Raw genomic sequence first — 14,752 nt, 5'->3', positions numbered from 1 at the left:
GGATGAAGGTCTTGGAAAACACCATCGAAATTGATCACCCAACTACCGATCAGCAAAAGATTGACAAGGTAACTCGGAGTATTACGGATCATGGGAACTACCTGCGAAAGCGTTATCCGCTCCTGCAGCACCAGGATGCGCTGGGTGCGAGTGTCATGGCGTTTTCCCTGCTAGGGATGGTCATTACGGGAGGGCTCTATATAAAGGGTTTTATTCCCGCATGGACGTGTATTTTGGTCAATGCGCTGCTGACTTCATTCATTCATGAAATCGAACATGACCTGATTCATCGCCTTTATTTCAGAAAGCAGCCGCTGGCCCATAATGCCATGATGCTCTTCTGCTGGCTGGCTCGGCCGGGAATGCCCAGTCCGTGGCTAAGGCGCAATCTGCACTTTCATCACCATAAGGAGTCTGGAACTGATTCGGATGTCGAGGCCTGGATCACCACGAGCGGCAGTCCATGGGGAATACTGCGATTATTAAAACTGGTGGACGGATTTGTATTTGGTTTTCTAAATGCGGTTTTTGCCCCGGGATGGCGGCAAAAGGTAAAATTGTTAGGCAAGATTATTCGACTCAATACACCATTCGGGCTTCTGTATTGGGGGTGCTGGTATGTGTTCCTCGGCTACCACCTGTATGTCGGGTTTGGGTCAATGATTGGGATAGAGGTTCACAGCTCTGCCACGACGATGGAATTAATGGGCATCGTCAATAGCGCAGTAGTTATTCTTATAGCGCCCAATATGATACGGCAGTTCTGCCTATTCTTTATAAGCTCAAATATGCACTATTACGGCGATGTTGCCCCGCGTAACGCATTACAACAAACCCAGGTGATGAACCCTTGGTGGCTGTGGCCGTTCCAGTTGTTCTGTTTCGCTTTGGCAGCACCCACAGCATCCATCACTTCGTGGTGAGAGACCCGTTTTATCTGCGCCAGATGACGGCACCGTATGCTCATAAAGTCATGGCCCAGGCCGGTGTCAGGTTCAATGACTTCGGCACCTACAAACGAGCGAACCGCTTCTCCATGGAGCACTCCCAAACTCGGTCTCGTGGGTGAAGTTCCCCACGCCCATTATCGGTGTTCGGCAAGTATCAAGGGCCGCACTCAAATACGAGGACGTTGAGGTATGAAAGCGCAAGGGATGTGTGCGAAGCAGTTTGAAGCGGTCAGGCAGGCCTTCGAGGACATGTTTGATGATCCGCAGGAACGTGGGGCCGGCCTATGCGTGCAGGTAGGCGCAGAGACAGTTGTCGACCTCTGGGCGGGCATGGCGGATCTGGCAGGCACGAAGCCCTGGACCCGCGATACGCTGGCCAATACCTTTTGCGTTATAAAACCCTATGTCGCGGTGGCCGTCCTGATGTTGGTCGAGGACGGCAAATTAGAGCTGGATGCGCCCGTGGCCCGTTACTGGCCTGAATTCGCCCAGAGCGGGAAAGCACGGGTCACCTTGCGCCAAGTGATGAACCACACCGCAGGCCTGCCGGCGCTGCGAGCACCCGACCATAACCCCATGATGTATGACTGGGAACATATGCTGCGGGTCCTGGAAGCCGAGCCGCTTTGGTGGGAAGCGGGAACAGACCTGGGGTACGGCACCACCACGTTTGGCTGGATTCTCGGTGAATTGATTCGTCGGGTGGACGGGCGAGATCCTTGTGTATTTATCCACGAAGAGATTCTGGATCCCCATGAGTTGGACGTGCACCTTGGCGTGGACGAAGAACACTTTCATCGTATCGCGCGTTTCGACAGTGCCACGGGACGGGTCGGTGATCCTTACTCGCAGGCGTTGCGAACCGTGGTGAAAAACGAGCCGTCGCATATCGCGACACTCGCCTTCACCAACCCCGGAATGGTGCCCCGACGAACCAGTGACCCGCGCTGGTGGGCCTACCGGCAACCCGCCGTCTGTGGACACGGTTCGGCTCACGGCTTGGCCGGTTTCTACAGTGCATTGATGGCGGGAAACTTTATCGGCCCCGAACTGCTCAGTGAGTTCACTCGAGAGCACAGTCATGGCATGGATCGGGTATGGATGCGCCCCATGCGTTATGGATTGGGTTGCATGCTGGAGCAGCAACGCGACCCGACGGCTTCCCATGCGATGGGCCCAGACACCTTTGGCCATATCGGGCTTGGCGGCCCGATCAGTTTCGCCGATCCCGAAAGGCAAGTGAGCTTTGGCTTTGTCACCACCACCTCGGGCAGCCATTCGATGATTGATCCCCGTCCCGGCCGGCTTTCATCCCTTGTCTATGCGGCGCTTTGATAGGAAAGGGGCGGATCTATTCATCCGAGGCTTTCAACGAACTGATCGACGCCGATTACGCGGCGCGACTACGGAGCGCGGTCTTCCCGGCAAATGAGCGCGGGTGCCTAGAACTTTATGTGGCTCTACACGACCAAGACCCTCGGGCAGTGCATCTTTTTTTGCGGCGTACTACTCCCACCATGGAACTTATCAAAAGAATGATGTCAATTTGATAGCTCTTCACAAGAGCGAGATATTTTGGATCAGTCAGCGTCAGGCCATTTCCTGACAAAACAGGGAGAGAGTGATGAGAGTCATCATTGCAATGTTATTGATGTTGAGTGGCTACGCATATGCCGATTGCAACAACATCAGTGACAACGATCAACGCGCCTACTGCAAAGCCAAAGTCGACGGCCAAAGCTGCGCCAATATCAGCGACAACGACCTCCGGGCAAGTTGCAAGGCGGAAATGGATGGTCAAAGTTGCAGCAACATCAGTGACAACGATCAACGTGCCTACTGCAAAGCCAAAGTCGATGGCCAAAGCTGCGCCAATATCAGCGACAACAACCTTCGGGCAAGTTGCAAGGCGGAAATCGAAGGTCAAAGTTGCAGCAATATCAGTGACAACGATCAACGCGCCTACTGCAAGGCCAAAGTCGATGGCCAAAGCTGTGCCAATATCAGCGACAGTAACTTGCGTGCCGAGTGTGATGCCATGAAGCGTTGATCCACAAATTCCGCGGTGCCAGTAGCTCATCAGCGACGCTGGCACCACGGTCGGATCTACCTAAACACCCAGGCAACATGATTTATTTATAAATAAATTCATACGCCTCGATATAAGAACCTATCTTGTTTGAATGAGCAGTCACCCACACTGCATTCATGCCTTTCTTTCTTTGATCGTTGAATTCCGACTGAGTGGTACAAAGCTCAACCCAGCGCTCAGTCTTTAAATCCTTAATCCGCAGACCCGCCTCACAACGACTGAACTTTCCAACGTAGGGCCCCGGAGTATCCAGCTCGTAAGGTGACGCATACTGAACAATGTCGCCGGGCAACAGGTATGTAACGACGTCATAACTGTGTAAGGACAAAATCAGACCCAGGCAAAAACCACCAAAAAAAGATTCTCCAACACGGTTCGGGTTTCTTACAGCCGGACGATAGTAGGTGGCCCTTGCAGCAAAAAAGAGTCCAACCAGACAACCAATGACTATATAGGTCGTCCACTCGGGAATCGATGGCATTAAAACCGTTCGCATTCCAATACGAGCGGCCCAGAGCATATAAGCAATCCATGCTCCAAATACCAGGAACACTACCAACAACAAGGTTCTTTTCTTTGATTTATTTTCAAATGAAGGATATTCCATTCCCTGCCTACTCTATTTTTAATTCCCGGGAAAAGCACTTCGTGCTTCACGCCAACTTCCTTTACCCGATTGGCATGCCGGGCATATTAACGAATGAGCGTCACGGGTAACGATCTATTTATCCGCGACTCACAGACATGGGCAGAGCCCCATCGGTTCTACCCATTAGCGCAAATTGTTCAACCGCCTCACATCCCTTATCCTCGTGGCCTCACCTGCCAACGCCCGCCGGAGCCCTCATGGACCTCGCCACCCTCACCCTCTTCCTCCCGGCCTGCTTCGCCCTGAACATGGCGCCCGGCCCGAACAACCTGCTGTCCGTAAGCAACTCCACCCGCTACGGCTACCGTACTTCGTGCCTGGCGGGCGTCGGGCGCTTGCTGGCCTTCGCCGGGATGATCGCCCTCGCCTCCGCCGGGCTGGCGGTGGTGCTGCAAACTTCCGAATTGCTGTTCTACGGGATCAAGATCCTGGGGGCGGCGTATCTGTTTTATCTGGCGTATCAACTGTGGCGGGCCAATCCGCAGGCGGAGGCTGAGTCGACAGCGCCCAAGGCCGGTTTGTGGGCATTGGCAAGACAGGAGTTCCTGGTGGCCGCCGGCAATCCCAAGGCAATCCTGATTTTTACCGCCTTCCTGCCGCAATTCGTCGACCCGGCACAGCCGATCACACCGCAATTCGCCCTGCTGGGGGCGATGTTCCTGGCCCTGGAATGGATCGCCATCAGCGCCTACGCTTACATGGGTTTGCATATGCGCCGCTGGTTCGCGCAGCCTCGGGGCAAGCGGATTTTCAACCGCTGCTGCGCCGGGTTGTTGTCTGCAGCGGCGACAGTGCTGCTGATGGCGCGCAGAGCCTGAGTCCTGCGAAAAACCTGCCAAAACGCTTACAATCACCGTCTCACCGCAACTCAGGCAGGCCAGTTCGCCCATGGCGCTCGACCCCATCACCATACTGGTCCTCACCATCGCCCTGGCAGGCGCCGCCGCGCTGTACCTGGCGGTCGAGTGGCGCAACGTTCGCGAACCGTCGCTGCTGTACTGGACCGCCGGTTTCGCCATCATCAGCGTGGGCAGCACCCTGGCGCTGCTGCGGGCCAGCGGCCTGGTGTTGATCGGCATCTGGTTCGCCAACGGGCTGCTGATCACCGCTCATTGGCTGTTCTTGCTGGGCGTTGCGCGTTTTACTCAGGTGCGCCTGTCTCGCGCCTGGTACCTGATCTTCGTGGCCTGGTTTGCCATGCTGCTGTTGCCGGAAGGACAGTCGTGGTCCAAGGCCATGCTGCTGGCCAACTCGCTGCTGGTTGCTCTGCCGACCCTGCGGGCCAGTTTCCTGCTGCGGCCCCATGGCCGGTCACTCAGCGTGGGGGCGGTGCAGCTGCGTTATGTGCTGCTGGCCCACGGGCTGTTTTATCTGGCCAAGTCGCTGGTGGCGATCGTGCCGGGTACGCTGATCGACCTGACGGCGTTTCGTGGCGAGATTATTCAGGTGTCGCTGGTGGAAGGCGCCATGGCGATCATGCTGATTGCATTGTCGATGACCGGCACCGAGCGCTATCGCCGTGAAGAACAGATTGCACGATTGGCCGCCCGCGATCCGTTGACGGCGTTGTACAACCGCCGCGCCCTTGAAGTGCGAGCGCCAAGCCTGCTGAGCAAGGTCTCGCAGGCCCGGCCAGGTGCCCTGCTGTTGATCGACATCGACAATTTCAAGCTGATCAACGACCTGTACGGCCATACCGCAGGCGACCGGCTGCTGGTGGCCCTGAGCGAGATGATCCGCGCGCAGCTGCCCGATGATTCGCTGGCGGCGCGGTTGGGCGGTGATGAGTTCGTGATCCTGCTCAACAACACCTCGAACGCGCGTATTGTCGAGCTGGGCAGCGCCCTGCGTGAAGAGTTTCATCAGGCCGCCTCACAGGCGTTCGCCACGCCCGAGGCGGTGACATTGAGCATCGGTGCCAGCCTGTTCGACACGCCGCCCGCGAGCCTTGCCGCCTTGATCGAGCAAGGCGACGCAGCGCTTTATGAATCCAAGCGCGGTGGACGCAACCGTATTCGTCTGGTGGACCGGACTGCGGTGAGCGCTGATTGACTCAATCGGCGCGTCAACCTTTAAGCGCCGCCTCAATCCCCGCGACATCGATCTTGGTCATTCCCATCATCGCGTCAAACGCCCGCTTGGCCGCTGCAGGGTCGGGATGGGTGATCGCCGCGCTCAGCACCCTCGGGGTAATCTGCCACCGCACGCCCCATTTATCCTGACACCAGCCGCAGACATTTTCCTGGCCGCCATGGCTGACAATTGCGTGCCACAGGCGATCGGTTTCCGCCTGGTCATCGGTGGCCACCTGGAACGAGAACGCCTCGTTGTGCTGCACGCCAGAGCCGCCGTTCAGTCCAAGGCAAGGAATGCCCATGACCGTGAATTCCACGGTCAACACATCGCCCTGCTTGCCCGCCGGATAGTCCCCGGGCGCGTGATGGACTGCGGTCACCGTACTGTCCGGGAAGGTCCTGGCGTAGAAGTTGGCAGCGTCCAGTGCACTGCCGTCGTACCAAAGGCACACCGTGTTTTTGCTGAGCATGAGTGTTCTCCAGCGTGGAGGTTCGGACTTGCAGTGTAGTACCGCTACCGACAAGAATGCGCTCGCGTCCTGGCACGCTCCCCGCGTTAACCCCAACGGTGCGTTTCGTACGCCACGGGTTGAACCGCGACTGATCGCTGTGAGTTGACACACCCTGTAATAATCCATAAAGATGAGCGTCTTCTTCAGGGTGTGTCCTCAATGTCTGCAACGACCTTCAACTTTTCCGTCATTGGCTTGAATGCCAAGGCGCAAGGTTGCGTTGCGCACGCCCTCAAATCGAAGAAACAGTCGCTCATGTGACCGGGGCGCGCTGTCCCGTCAGATGAGCTGACAGGACATTGAGCGCGAAGGACCCCCTCCTCTTGCTTACTTCCCTTTGCCCTTCTGACGGTGACGAAATCGGTCAACCATCAGGAGAAAGCGCATGTCATCGTTTCAAGGTATCTGGGTTCCCGTCGTTACACCGTTTCATAACGGCGCCATCGACTTCATTGGCTTGCGCCGCCTGGTCTGCCATCTGCTGGAAAAAGGCGTGGCCGGGATCATGGTCTGCACCACCACCGGCGAAGCCGCCTCGCTGAGCCGCCAGGAGCAGTTGGCGATGCTGGATGCCGTCCTGGAACTCGTACCGCCGCAGCAAGTGGTGATGGGCCTGGCGGGGTATAACCAGATTGAGCTGTTGCAGTTCCAGGCCGAAATCCTGAAGCGCCCGGTGGCCGGTTTGCTGGTGCCGCCGCCGAGCTACATCCGCCCGTCCCAGGCGGGCCTTGAGGCGTTCTTCCGCACCGTGGCCGATGCCTCCAGTGTGCCGATCATTCTGTATGACATCCCCTATCGCACCGGCATTGCCTTCGAACAGGCGACGCTGCTGAACATCGTTGCCCATGAGCGAATCGTCGCGATCAAGGATTGCGGCGGGAACCTGGCCAACACCTTGGCGTTGTTGGCCAGTGGGAAGGTTGATGTGTTGTGTGGCGAGGATGTGCAGATATTCAACGCACTGTGCCTGGGAGCGACCGGGGCGATTGCCGCGTCGGCGCATGTGCGGACCGCGGATTTTGTGACGTTGTATTGTCAGGTTCGCGATCACCAGTTGCTGGCGGCTCGAGAGACGTTTTTCGGGTTGCTGCCGTTGATTCACACAATGTTCGTGGAGCCCAATCCGGCGCCGGTGAAGGCAGCGCTGGCGATGGAAGGGTTGATCGACAGTGAGTTGCGGCCGCCGATGTTGAGGGCGAGTGAGACGCTGGAAAGCCGATTGCAACACGTATTAGCCGCGCTGGAATAACCTGTGGCGAGGGAGCTTGCTCCCGCTGGGGTGCGCAGCAGCCCCCATTCAGGCACCGCGTTTTCGGCAGGTAACATGAGGTGACCGGTTTTGGGGGCGCTTCGCACCCCAGCGGGAGCAAGCTCCCTCACCACAGGGCACGGGCTGCTTATCCTCTCGCCACCGCCAACCGATGCAACGTGATCTTGCGCACCTCCTGCTTGCTCACCTCAATGTGAGTCTTGAGCAGTTGCTGCGCCTGATCGCTTTGCCGTCGCAGGATCGCATCGAGGATGCTTCCGTGCTCCTCATAGGTCGCTGCAATACGCGCATGCTGAGTGAAATCCAGCCGCCGGATGATGCGAATTTTCTCGGTAATCTCGTAATGCATGCGCGCCATTTCCGCGTTGCCCGTGGCCTGCACCAGCCCGCAGTGGAACGCTTCATCCAACGCCGAGACGATCTGGGCGTCATCCAGCCGGGCACTTTCGTCCACCTGCCAAATCGCCTCAAGCCCTTCAAGCCCTTGCTCCGCCATGCGACACAAGCGATTGACGGCGGCCAACTCCAGCACGATCCGAACGTCGTACAGCTCTTCGAAATAGTTGAAGTCGAACGGCCGCACCTGCCAGCCACTCCTGAAAAACACCTCCAGGTACCCTTCCCGCTCCAGCCGATACAGCGCCTGGCGCACCGGCGTGCGGCTGGCCTGCATGCGCTCGGCCACGTCACCCTCACTGAAGCGGTCACCCGGCAACAAACGAAAGTCGAAGATGTCGTCCTTCAACTGCTGGTAAACCCGTTCCGCCAGGCTGTCCGGCCGTTCGCTGGGCTTTCTCATGGTCGAGAGCTGCATGGCTATTTCCTGCTCGCCATGTAGGCGCGCCAGCCGCCGAATTCGGTGATGTCGGTAGCGCCTGCCAGGGCCCAGGGCTCGCAGATAAACCCCTTTACGCTGCGCCCGTCCGCCAGGGTCAGGTTGCCGATGCCCAGCGGCGCGGGAATCTCCGCGACGAACTCGCCAAAGCGAGCGATGGGCATGTCCCACAGCTCGACGATGATCGCACTGCCCAAGTCATCCTTGACCAGCCCAGGCTTTGGCGGAACCGTACCTGGCAGCGCATGCAAGCGGTAGTGGCTCGCCGTCAGGGTTTGCTCCACCAGCACAGCGTTGCGGGTGGTCAGCTGGAAATTCAGCGGCATCCCGGTGAGGTGCGCGCCCACTACCGCTACCCGCACGCTGCCCGGAGCCTGCCGTGCAGGGGCCGGTTGTGGCAGGTGGCGTTCGGTGGCGCCCAGCGGCAAACCGAGGCCGGCCTGCCAGCGTTTGCCCAGATGCGCCAGGGCCGTGTCGTGCCAGGCAGGCGCGATAAGCGTGATGCCGCACGGCAGGCCATCGCTGCGCAGCCCGGCAGGTACGGCCAGCGCCGAGAGATCGGCCAGGTTGGTGAAGTTGGTGTAGAAGCCGAACTGCGAGTTGTAGAGCACCGGCTCCACAGCCATTTCTGCCAGGGCACGGATCGTCGGTGAGGTCGGCACCAGCAAGGCGTCGAAACCGGCCAGGCTGTCGTTGATGCGGCGGCTCAGTTCGGCGCGCAGGTATTCGGCTTTATAGGCATCGCAGGCGCTGTACTGGTGGCCGTTTTCCACGATGCCACGCACCACAGGGTTGATCGCTTCGGCGTTGCTGGCGAGCATGCCTTCCAGTGCCACCGTGCGCTCCGCGACCCAGGACCCGTAATAAAGCTGCTCGGCCAGTTGCTGGAACGGGCTGAAATCCACCGCCGTGATCTCGGCCCCGAGGGACTGGAACCTGCGCAGCGCCTGTTCAAACACCGCCTGATTCTGCGCGTCGCCAAAAAACTCCAGGCTGGCCGGCACTGCCAGCTTGATCGTGGCGCCGACCGCTACGGGAGCAGTGTTGGGGTTGACGCGAGAATAGGCATCGCTGGCGTCGTAAGCAGCAGCGACGCCAGCAACCGTCTCGGCATCTTCAACGGTTAGCGCAAACACCGAAATACAGTCCACGGTGCGACAGGCCGGCACCAGCCCGGTGTTGGATAGCCGCCCCTTGGTCGGCTTCAACCCGACGATATTGTTGAAGCCCGCCGGTACCCGCCCGGAACCGGCGGTGTCGGTGCCCAAGGAAAACGCGACCAGGCCTCGCGCAACCACCGAAGCCGAACCGGAGCTGGAGCCGCCGCTGACATAGTCCGGGTTGAAGCTGTTACCCACCGCGCCGTAGGGCGAGCGTGTACCGACCAGGCCAGTGGCGAACTGATCCAGGTTGGTCTTGCCCATCAGGATCGCCCCGGCCGCCCGCAGCCGGGCCACCACCGTGGCATCCGCCGCAGCGCGATAGGCAAACTCCGGACACGCCGCCGTGGTCTCCCAACCCGCCGCATCGATGTTGTCCTTGATGGCAAACGGCACGCCATACAACGGCAACTTGTCGATATCGCCGTCGACCGCCGCAAGCCGCTCGGCCAGTTGCGCCAACTGGTCATGCAGTTGCTGCGGCTGCACCCGGCTGATCCAGGCGTTGTCCTCGGCGGGAAACGTGCCCACGAGCGTCAACAGGATGTCGGGGGTCAACGCCTGGCTGCGGTAAGCGGCCTGCCATTCACCAAGGGTCCAGCCGAGTTGTTCGTTGCGCATTGAGGATTCCATCTTGTATCCAAGTTTGGATTTCTTTTAGCAAGCGCTGGGCCAATCAGCTGCAAGCCAATGAATACGTGGCGCTGGCAGAAAACCGGGGGATTGGCCGCCCTCAACCGTGCTCCGTGATGAAGCAGCAATGCGCCAAAAAAAGACATTCAGGCGGCCGCGCGGTTGCGAGCAGGTCGATACCGGCCTATGTTCGAAACCATGCTTTAAAAACTGCTGTCCATCCCATACGCCCTTTCCGTAGTCAGGTGACGACATGCCCACCGCTTCCCGCCCCGCTGTGCTCGAACTGATCGGCAACACCCCGCTGGTGCGGGTCAGCCGCTTCGATACCGGCCCGTGCACGCTGTTCCTCAAGCTTGAATCCCAGAACCCCGGCGGCTCGATCAAGGACCGCATCGGCCTGGCCATGATCGACGCCGCAGAACGCGACGGCCGCCTGCGCCCCGGTGGCACCATTATCGAAGCCACCGCCGGCAATACCGGCCTCGGCCTGGCCCTGGTGGGCCGCGCCAAAGGTTACCGGGTGGTGTTGGTGGTGCCGGACAAGATGTCCACCGAAAAGGTCTTGCACCTCAAAGCCATGGGCGCCGAGGTGCACATCACCCGCTCCGACGTCGGCAAAGGCCACCCCGAGTATTACCAGGACGTGGCGGCACGGCTGGCCAAGGACATTCCCGATTCGTTCTTCGCCGACCAGTTCAACAACCCGGCCAATCCCCTGGCCCACGAGACCAGCACTGCGCCGGAAATCTGGGCCCAGACCCAACATGACCTCGATGCCATTGTGGTCGGCGTCGGCTCGGCCGGCACCCTCACCGGCCTGACCCGTTTCTTCAAGCGCGTGCAACCCGACCTGGCCATGGTGCTGGCCGATCCGGTCGGCTCGGTAATGGCTGAGTACAGCCGCAGCGGCACCATGACCGAACCCGGCTCATGGGCCGTGGAAGGCATCGGCGAAGACTTCATCCCTTCGATCGCCGACCTCTCCAGCGTGCGCCACGCCTATTCCATCAGCGACGAAGAAAGCTTCGACCATGCCCGCCAACTGCTGCGGGCCGAAGGCATTCTCGGCGGTTCTTCAACCGGCACCCTGCTCGCCGCCGCCCTGCGCTATTGCCGCGAACAGACCGAGCCCAAGCGCGTCGTCACCTTCGTCTGCGACACCGGTACGCGCTACCTGTCGAAGGTCTACAACGACCAATGGATGAACGACGCCGGCCTGCTGCAATACAAACACTACGGCGACCTGCGCGACCTGATCGCCCGCCGTTTCGAGGACGGCCGAGTGATCAGCGTCGGCCCCGACGACAGCCTGCTCACCGCCTTCCAGCGCATGCGCCTGGCGGACGTGTCGCAATTACCGGTGCTGGTGGACGGCCAAAAACTGGTGGGGGTGCTCGACGAGTCGGACGTATTGCTCGGCCTGCATCAGAACGCCGCGCATTTTTCCATGACCGTGGCCAGCGCCATGACCAACGCCCTTCACACCCTTGCGCCCAGCGCCAGCCTTGCGCAATTGCAGGCCGAGCTGGATCGCGGACTGGTGGCAATCATTGCTGACGCGTCGGGCTTTTACGGCCTGATCACCCGCGTCGACCTGCTTAATCACTTACGGAGATCCCTTGCATGACCCAGCACGATAAAAGCGCCTTTGCCACCCGCGTGATCCATGCCGGGCAATCCCCCGACCCGACTACCGGGGCGCTGATGCCGCCGATCTACGCCAACTCCACCTACCTGCAGGAAAGCCCCGGCGTTCACAAAGGTTTCGACTACGGGCGCTCCCACAACCCGACGCGCTTCGCCCTGGAACGCTGCGTGGCCGACCTGGAAGGCGGCACCCAGGCCTTCGCGTTCGCCTCCGGCCTGGCGGCGATTTCCACCGTGCTGGAACTGCTCGACGCCGGTTCCCACGTGGTCTCCGGCAATGACTTGTACGGCGGCACCTTCCGCCTGTTCGACAAAGTTCGCCAACGCAGCGCCGGGCATCGCTTCAGTTTCGCCGACCTGACCGACCTGTCGGCTTTCGAAGCCGCGTTGCAGGACGATACGCGGATGGTCTGGGTCGAAACCCCGAGCAACCCGCTGCTTAGCCTGACCGACCTCAGCGCCATCTCCCGCATCTGCAAGGCCCGGGGCATCCTCTGCGTGGCCGACAACACCTTCGCCAGCCCATGGATCCAGCGCCCGCTGGAGTTGGGTTTCGACATCGTGGTGCACTCCACCACCAAGTACCTCAACGGCCACTCCGATGTAATCGGCGGCATTGCCGTGGTGGGCCAGAATCCTGAACTGGCCGAACGCGTGGGCTTCCTGCAAAACTCCGTGGGAGCGATTGCCGGGCCGTTTGACGCGTTCCTGACCCTGCGTGGGGTGAAGACATTGGCGCTGCGCATGGAGCGCCATTGCAGCAATGCGCTGGAACTGGCGACATGGCTGGAGCAGCAGCCGCAGGTGGCACGGGTTTACTACCCCGGCCTGGCATCGCATCCGCAGCATGAGCTGGCACGCCGGCAGATGCGCGGGTTTGGCGGGATGATCTCGGTGGACCTGAAAAGTGACCTGGCGGGTGCCACACGTTTCCTGGAAAACGTGAAGATCTTTGCGTTGGCTGAAAGCCTGGGGGGCGTTGAAAGTTTGATCGAGCACCCGGCGATCATGACCCATGCGAGCATTCCGGCAGCGACGCGGGCGCAGTTGGGGATTGGTGACGGGTTGGTGCGGTTGTCGGTGGGGGTTGAGGACGTGGAAGACTTGCGGGCGGACTTGGCGCAGGCGTTGGCGCGGATCTAAAAAACTGCCTCCCTGTAGGAGCGAGCTTGCTCGCGAAGGTCCTTAACGATGACGCTCGCACCCTGTTTCAACGCGGCGCCCTCCGGTTCTTCGCGAGCAAGCTCGCTCCTACAGTGGGTTGTCATCGCCACATCAATCTCAATCCAATGGCCCCCGCAAGGCCCAATAAACAGATCAGGCCCACGCCATAAGCGAGCGTACGCCATGGCTGGCGGCCGCTCAGGTACATCACCGTATGCATCACCCGCGCGACGGTGAATGTGCAGAACAGCCAGGTCGTGACAACGCCGGTCGCCTGCACTGCAATGCACAACCCACCCAGAACGAAAAACAACGGAATATTTTCCAGGTCATTGACCCAGGCTCTCGCAGCCCGGGAGACTTGCGGTAACTCCCGGGAATTCGCATCGCGATGGAAGAAACCGGCGTCCTCGGGGTTGGTGAATGCACGGAATCCGAGTCGAAAGAAACCCTGGTAACAGGAGATCGCCAGCATCTTCAAGAACAGCACCAATACGCACAGCGCATAAACCTCCATCACCGGCCCCCTGAAGGTTCGCGGAACCCGTTGACCACGATATACAGCAACGGACCGATGGATACGAAAACCGCCGTTACCAGTAAGTAGGGCAACACCGACGCCAGGGATTTGCCCCTGGCCCGCGCATCCCGGTACATCCATACGCCCGCCAAGGCCGCCATCAGATACAAGTCAATCACCACCTGGGCAGTATCCGGCCTCGATATCAATTCACGTCCGAACGCCATGAGCGATTGTTCGGCGATCAGCATCGTGATCAATGTGTACAGGGCAAAAGCCAACAGCCCGGCCAGGGCAATCCAGGGTCTGCGCATGTTCTCCTCCTTGGAGACAACGGTTCGGGAAGCTGCACATTAGTGATAACGTCGCTCCCCTCTCAATGACCTCAAAGGTCATCGACACCACCGACCCGCACGGCCAGAGTCAACCCATGAGCAGCCAACCTTTCCCCCGCGCCAACCCCGACACCACCGCCGGCACGCAACTGCGCGTGCTGCGTCGGCACGCCAGATTGAGCCAGCTGGAACTGGCGCTGATCACCGGGGTTTCCCAACGCCACCTGAGCTGCATCGAGACCGGGCGCGCCAAGCCGAGCCCGGGCACCTTGCATAATTTGCTGATGGCGCTGGAGGTTCCGCTGGAGCAATGCAACAGCGTGTTCCTCGCCGCCGGCTTCGCCCCGCGTTATGAGGCGACGCCGCTCTCTTCACCGTCGATGGATGCCATTCGCGAGGCGATCAGTCATGTGCTCCACGCGAATAATCCTGCGCCGGCGATCGTGCTGGGCAGCCACTGGGAAGTGCTCGGCGCCAACGCCAGTACGCAGGTGCTGTTCGAGCTGGTGGGGATCAATCCGGAGGCGGCTGATGGGCTGAATTTGCTGGTCACCCTGCTACAGCCTGGCGGCCTGGGTGATCATTTGATCAACGCTGACGAAATCCGCACCATCGCCTGGCAACGGGCGACGCGCGAGGCGTTGGGCAACCCCGAACTTGCCAGGCTTCTGGACAGCCTGCCGGCCCCGCAAAGTACCGAAGCCTTGGTCAATGAACCGCCGCCACTGGTGCTGACACGCGTCAACTCCCGTGAAGGTGAGCTGAACTTCATGTCGACCTTCACCACCTTCGGCATGCCTCAGGACATCACGGTAACGTCGTTGCGCATCGAGCATTTGATTCCGGCGGATGCGCAGACGTGGCAGGTGATGACCGCCGCGTATGAGCGGTCATTGGTGAGGTAGAA

The 14,752-nt window shown here is 59.9% G+C and carries 14 protein-coding genes and 2 pseudogenes; 9 read left to right on the top strand and 7 right to left on the bottom strand.

Annotation, left to right across the window (positions count from 1 at the left end):
- Positions 1-2 precede the first annotated feature (2 nt).
- A pseudogene (locus NVB75_RS00795) lies at positions 3-1,069 on the top strand (fatty acid desaturase).
- A gap of 70 nt (positions 1,070-1,139) precedes the next feature.
- The gene (locus NVB75_RS00790) at positions 1,140-2,285 is read left to right on the top strand and encodes a serine hydrolase domain-containing protein (protein ID WP_258345391.1); all 1,146 of its coding nucleotides are present in this window, start codon (positions 1,140-1,142) and stop codon (positions 2,283-2,285) included.
- A 310-nt stretch (positions 2,286-2,595) separates the two neighbouring features.
- Here NVB75_RS00790 and NVB75_RS33180 read toward each other — a convergent pair whose 3' ends face one another.
- Together NVB75_RS33180 and NVB75_RS00780 are read right to left on the bottom strand one after the other, a co-directional pair.
- On the bottom strand, positions 2,596-3,030 hold the full coding sequence (locus NVB75_RS33180) for a hypothetical protein (protein ID WP_375378905.1): 435 nt from the start codon (positions 3,028-3,030) through the stop codon (positions 2,596-2,598).
- 52 nt (positions 3,031-3,082) lie between these two features.
- Positions 3,083-3,649 carry a hypothetical protein gene (locus tag NVB75_RS00780; RefSeq protein WP_258345389.1) on the bottom strand — a complete coding sequence of 189 codons (567 nt, stop codon included), beginning with the start codon at positions 3,647-3,649 and terminating at the stop codon, positions 3,083-3,085.
- Positions 3,650-3,888: 239 nt separating this feature from the next.
- Here NVB75_RS00780 and NVB75_RS00775 point away from each other — a divergent pair, with 239 nt between their 5' ends.
- Together NVB75_RS00775 and NVB75_RS00770 are read left to right on the top strand one after the other, a co-directional pair.
- Positions 3,889-4,509, top strand: coding sequence for a LysE family translocator (locus NVB75_RS00775; RefSeq protein WP_258345388.1), 621 nt, complete (start codon positions 3,889-3,891; stop codon positions 4,507-4,509).
- A 70-nt stretch (positions 4,510-4,579) separates the two neighbouring features.
- Positions 4,580-5,743, top strand: a complete 1,164-nt coding sequence (locus NVB75_RS00770; protein ID WP_258345387.1) for a GGDEF domain-containing protein — start codon at positions 4,580-4,582, stop codon at positions 5,741-5,743.
- 13 nt (positions 5,744-5,756) lie between these two features.
- Here the strand turns inward: NVB75_RS00770 and NVB75_RS00765 are convergent, their stop codons facing one another.
- Positions 5,757-6,236 (bottom strand): VOC family protein, encoded by a 480-nt coding sequence (locus tag NVB75_RS00765; protein WP_258345385.1) that lies wholly within the window; start codon positions 6,234-6,236, stop codon positions 5,757-5,759.
- Positions 6,237-6,663: 427 nt separating this feature from the next.
- Here NVB75_RS00765 and dapA point away from each other — a divergent pair, with 427 nt between their 5' ends.
- Positions 6,664-7,527: a 4-hydroxy-tetrahydrodipicolinate synthase gene (gene dapA, locus NVB75_RS00760; RefSeq protein WP_258345384.1), complete on the top strand. Its 864-nt coding sequence runs from the start codon at positions 6,664-6,666 to the stop codon at positions 7,525-7,527.
- A gap of 148 nt (positions 7,528-7,675) precedes the next feature.
- On the opposite strand, the gene NVB75_RS00755 is transcribed toward dapA, so the two are convergent.
- Together NVB75_RS00755 and atzF are read right to left on the bottom strand one after the other, a co-directional pair.
- Complete coding sequence (locus NVB75_RS00755; protein WP_258345383.1) at positions 7,676-8,362, bottom strand: GntR family transcriptional regulator; 687 nt, start codon at positions 8,360-8,362, stop codon at positions 7,676-7,678.
- A gap of 2 nt (positions 8,363-8,364) precedes the next feature.
- The gene (gene atzF / locus NVB75_RS00750; RefSeq protein WP_258345382.1) at positions 8,365-10,164 is read right to left on the bottom strand and encodes an allophanate hydrolase; all 1,800 of its coding nucleotides are present in this window, start codon (positions 10,162-10,164) and stop codon (positions 8,365-8,367) included.
- Positions 10,165-10,429: 265 nt separating this feature from the next.
- Here atzF and NVB75_RS00745 point away from each other — a divergent pair, with 265 nt between their 5' ends.
- The 3 genes and pseudogenes from NVB75_RS00745 to NVB75_RS00735 form a co-directional block, all read left to right on the top strand.
- Positions 10,430-11,806, top strand: coding sequence for a cystathionine beta-synthase (locus NVB75_RS00745; RefSeq protein ID WP_258345381.1), 1,377 nt, complete (start codon positions 10,430-10,432; stop codon positions 11,804-11,806).
- Positions 11,803-12,969, top strand: a complete 1,167-nt coding sequence (locus NVB75_RS00740; protein ID WP_258345380.1) for a cystathionine gamma-synthase — start codon at positions 11,803-11,805, stop codon at positions 12,967-12,969. The genes NVB75_RS00745 and NVB75_RS00740 overlap by 4 nt, the downstream gene beginning before the upstream one ends.
- Before the next feature lie 26 nt (positions 12,970-12,995).
- A pseudogene (locus NVB75_RS00735) lies at positions 12,996-13,091 on the top strand (outer membrane lipoprotein carrier protein LolA); the annotation flags it as partial.
- Here the strand turns inward: NVB75_RS00735 and NVB75_RS00730 are convergent.
- Complete coding sequence (locus NVB75_RS00730) at positions 13,091-13,507, bottom strand: MAPEG family protein (protein ID WP_258345379.1); 417 nt, start codon at positions 13,505-13,507, stop codon at positions 13,091-13,093. The pseudogene NVB75_RS00735 and the gene NVB75_RS00730 sit on opposite strands and share 1 nt — an antisense overlap.
- Positions 13,507-13,824 (bottom strand): DUF2834 domain-containing protein, encoded by a 318-nt coding sequence (locus tag NVB75_RS00725; protein WP_003215101.1) that lies wholly within the window; start codon positions 13,822-13,824, stop codon positions 13,507-13,509. Before NVB75_RS00725 ends, NVB75_RS00730 begins: the two co-directional genes overlap by 1 nt.
- A gap of 116 nt (positions 13,825-13,940) precedes the next feature.
- Here NVB75_RS00725 and NVB75_RS00720 point away from each other — a divergent pair, with 116 nt between their 5' ends.
- The gene (locus NVB75_RS00720) at positions 13,941-14,750 is read left to right on the top strand and encodes a helix-turn-helix transcriptional regulator (protein WP_258345375.1); all 810 of its coding nucleotides are present in this window, start codon (positions 13,941-13,943) and stop codon (positions 14,748-14,750) included.
- The last annotated feature ends 2 nt before the right edge of the window (positions 14,751-14,752 follow it).

The organism is Pseudomonas sp. CBS, assembly GCF_024734645.1.
Classification (GTDB): Bacteria; Pseudomonadota; Gammaproteobacteria; order Pseudomonadales; family Pseudomonadaceae; genus Aquipseudomonas.
Note: the sequence above shows the minus strand (reverse complement) of the source record. Positions and strands in the feature narration are given on the sequence as shown.